This window comes from Roseateles sp. (assembly GCF_044373315.1).
Lineage (GTDB): Bacteria > Pseudomonadota > Gammaproteobacteria > Burkholderiales > Burkholderiaceae_C > JACDQM01.
In genome coordinates, this window is the sequence record NZ_JBILQK010000196.1 from 1 (window position 1) to 3,208 (window position 3,208).

Sequence of the window (3,208 nt, forward strand, 5' to 3'; positions counted from 1 at the left end):
GGGCGTCGAGGCGCTGCTGCGCTGGCACAGCGCCGAGCTCGGCAGTGTCTCGCCGGCCGAGTTCATCCCGATCGCCGAAGACACGCGCCTGATCGTGCCGATCGGTGCCTGGGTCATCGACGAAGCATGCCGCCAGCTCGCGGCCTGGCATGCCGACGGCGTGGGCGTGCCGCAGGTGGCCATCAATGTGTCGGCGCTGCAGCTGGGTGACGATGCGCTGCTCGAAACCCTGCGCGCCGCGCTGGAGCGGCATGCGGTGCCGCCAGGCGCGGTGGAGCTGGAGCTGACCGAATCGACGCTGATGGACCGGGCCGAGCAGACGCTCGCGCGCCTGCATGCGATCAAGCGCCTGGGCGTGGCGCTGGCCATCGACGACTTCGGCACCGGCTATTCCAGTCTCAACTACCTGAACCGCTTCCCGATTGACCGGTTGAAGATCGATCGCAGCTTTGTGCGCGACATGTTCGAAGACCCGGCCGATCTGGCCATCACGCGCGCCATCATCGGCCTGGGTCACACACTGGGCCTTCGGGTGGTGGCCGAAGGCGTGGAAACCGAGCGCGAGGCGCAGACCCTGCGCATGGCCGGCTGCGACGAGCTGCAGGGCTTTCTGTTCACGCGCGCGCTGCCGGCCGAGGCACTGGTGAGCTGGCTGGCGCGGCGGGTCCCTCAGCAGGCTCAGCCGGCCTGAGCTGGGCGATGGGCCGCCTCAGGCGAACCAGTCTTCGTCCGGCAGGCCCTCGAAGGTCTTGCGCAGACCTTCGCCCCAGCCGCGGCGCAGCGAGTTGAAGTAGGGGTCGTCCGCGGTGATGCGGTGCGGATCGGCTGGCGCGAAGCTGTTGGCGCGGTACAGCAGCATGTCGATCGGCAGGCCCACCGAGAGGTTGCTGCGGATGGTCGAATCGAAGGACACCAGCGTGCACTTGGCGGCTTCCTTCAGCGTGGTGGAGGGCTTGATCACGCGGTCGATGATGGGCTTGCCGTACTTGCTCTCGCCGATCTGCAGATAGGGCGTGTCCTCGGTGGCTTCGATGAAGTTGCCCTGCGCATAGACATGGAAGAGCCGCGGCGGTTCGCCCCTGATCTGGCCGCCCACTAGGAAGTTGCCGCCGAAATCGACGCCCTGGCCCAGGGTCTGCGCATTGGCGTCGCGCGCGACGATCTCCTTGACGGTGCGCCCCACCAACTCGGCCACGTCATACATCGTGGGCCGGTTGAACAGGTGCTCGCGTTCGTGCTCAAGCCGCTGGCGCAGCAGGCTGACGACGCTTTGCGTGGTGGCCAGATTGCCGGCGCTGAGCAGCACGATCAGCCGTTCGCCGGGCTGCTCGAAGATGCTCATCTTGCGGAAGGTGGCGATCTGGTCGACGCCGGCATTGGTGCGGGAATCGGAAGCGAACAACAGTCCGGCATCCAGGCGCATGGCAACGCAATAGGTCATGGCTTGCGGGGGAACTTCAGATGGCTGCGATTATGTCCGCTGCATGACAGCACTCACTGCCCGGCAGCGCCGCCGGCCAACGTGACCTGCACCGCGGTGCGCAGCGCCTCGCCGCCGCCGCCCAGGCGCATGCCCCGCACCGGACAGGCGTCCAGGTAGTCGGCGCCGATGGCCAGCTTCACATAGCGGCCGTCGGCCAGGCAGCGGTTGGAGACATCGAAGCCCAGCCAGCCGCCCTGCAGGCCATCGCGATCAGGCAGGCGTGCCTCGGCCCAGGCGTGGCTGGCCACATGCTCGGCATCGGCCGCCAGATAGCCCGACACATAGCGGGCCGGCACGCCCAGCAGGCGCGCGCAGGTGGCGAAGACCTGGGCGTGATCCTGGCAGACGCCGTGGCCATGCGCAAAGGCTTCGGCTGCGGCGGTGGCGGCGTCGGTGGCGCCCGGCGTGTAGGGCATGCGTTCGGCCAGAGCGTGCATCATGGCTGTCAGCCCCTGCAGCGCGTCGGCGCGCACGGCCCCCAGATGCTCGCCAGCGAATTCGGACAAGGCCTTGTCGGCCTGGGTCAGCGTGGAGGCGCGCAGGAAGACTTCGGGCGGAAAGCGGTCCAGCGGGTCGGGGCGCGGCGGGCTGTCGTCGGTTTCGATGATGCCGCGCGCGTGCAGGTGGATCTCGTCATGCGGCTGGTCCAGCGTCAGCACATGCATCACATTGCCGTAGGCGTCCAGGCAGCGGCTGGCCAGCGCGGGCAGGCCCAGATGCCAGTCCAGCACGCGCTGGCGCGGGCCTTCGGCGGGCGTCAGCCGCAGGTACTGGGTGCTGCGCTTGACCGGGTGGTCGTAGCGGTAGACGGTCTCGTGAATGATGCTGAGGTGCACGGCAGGTCTCGCTAGCAAGCTTTCAGGCGGCTTCCAGATAGGCTTCGCGGATGGCGGTGCCCAGGTCGGCGGAGTCCTCCAGGAAGCCGGTCAGCCAGCGGTGCACGCCTGCGTCGAGGATCTCGTCCACCACACCATACTCCAACCGCAGCGCCAGCTGGCCGGCCAGGCGCTTGACCTGGCGGCCAGCGTCGTCGGCGCCCAGTCGGGCCTCGATCTTGGGCAGGATGGCGACGATCTCGTCGCAGCAGGCGCGCAAGCTCCGCGGCACGTCCGGGCGCAGGATTAGCAGTTCGGTGACGCGGCGACCGTCCAGGCTGTCGCGGTAGACGGCGTGGTAGGCCTCGAAGGCCGACAGCGAGCGCAGCAGCGCGCTCCAGGTGTAGAAGTCCGGCGCGCTTTCCTGCGGCACGTCCACCGGCGACAGCGTGTCCACCGCGGGCTCGATCAGCTGGCTCTTCACGTCCAGCAGCCGGGCGGTGTTGTCGGCCCGCTCGACGAAGGTGCCCAGGCGGATGAACCAGTATGCATCGTTGCGCTGCAGCGTGCCGTAGGTGGCGCCTCGGAACAGGTGCGAGCGTTCCTTGACCCAGTCGAAGAAGCCCGAGACGCTGGGGATGCCGCGCTTCGGAAACTCGCGCGCTTCCAGCCAGCTGCTGTTGATGGCTTCCCACATCTCGGCGGTGATCTGGCCGCGCACCGCATGCGCGTTCTCGCGCGCCTGCTTCAGGCAGCTCAGCACCGAGGCCGGGTTGTTCAGGTCCAGCGCCATGAAGTTGAACAGGCGCTCGGCTTCCAGCGGGGCATGAGTCTGGCTGAAGGCTTCCAGCGTGCCGGTGACGGCCAGCGGCGCGGCCAGCTCGGTCATCGCGCCGCGGCTTTGCGGCAG

At 68.4% G+C, this 3,208-nt stretch carries 4 protein-coding genes; 1 reads left to right on the plus strand and 3 read right to left on the minus strand.

The window, feature by feature from the left end; all coding sequences use genetic code 11:
• Positions 1-691: putative bifunctional diguanylate cyclase/phosphodiesterase (locus ACIQ67_RS20270; RefSeq protein WP_397536181.1), on the plus strand; the 691-nt coding region annotated here is incomplete at its 5' end.
• Between the two features lie 18 nt (positions 692-709).
• Here the strand turns inward: ACIQ67_RS20270 and ACIQ67_RS20275 are convergent.
• The 3 genes from ACIQ67_RS20275 to ACIQ67_RS20285 all read right to left on the minus strand — a co-directional run.
• Positions 710-1,441 carry a peptidase gene (locus ACIQ67_RS20275; RefSeq protein ID WP_397536182.1) on the minus strand — a complete coding sequence of 244 codons (732 nt, stop codon included), beginning with the start codon at positions 1,439-1,441 and terminating at the stop codon, positions 710-712.
• A gap of 53 nt (positions 1,442-1,494) precedes the next feature.
• Complete coding sequence (locus ACIQ67_RS20280) at positions 1,495-2,319, minus strand: transglutaminase N-terminal domain-containing protein (RefSeq protein ID WP_397536183.1); 825 nt, start codon at positions 2,317-2,319, stop codon at positions 1,495-1,497.
• 22 nt (positions 2,320-2,341) lie between these two features.
• A partial coding sequence (locus ACIQ67_RS20285; RefSeq protein WP_397536184.1) for an alpha-E domain-containing protein occupies positions 2,342-3,208 on the minus strand: 867 nt, incomplete at its 5' end.

What these genes read in the sequence shown, in the direction of transcription:
- ACIQ67_RS20275 (WP_397536182.1), bottom strand. Translation starts at nt 1,441, where the DNA reads ATGACCTATTGCGTTGCCATGCGCCTGGATGCCGGACTGTTGTTCGCT.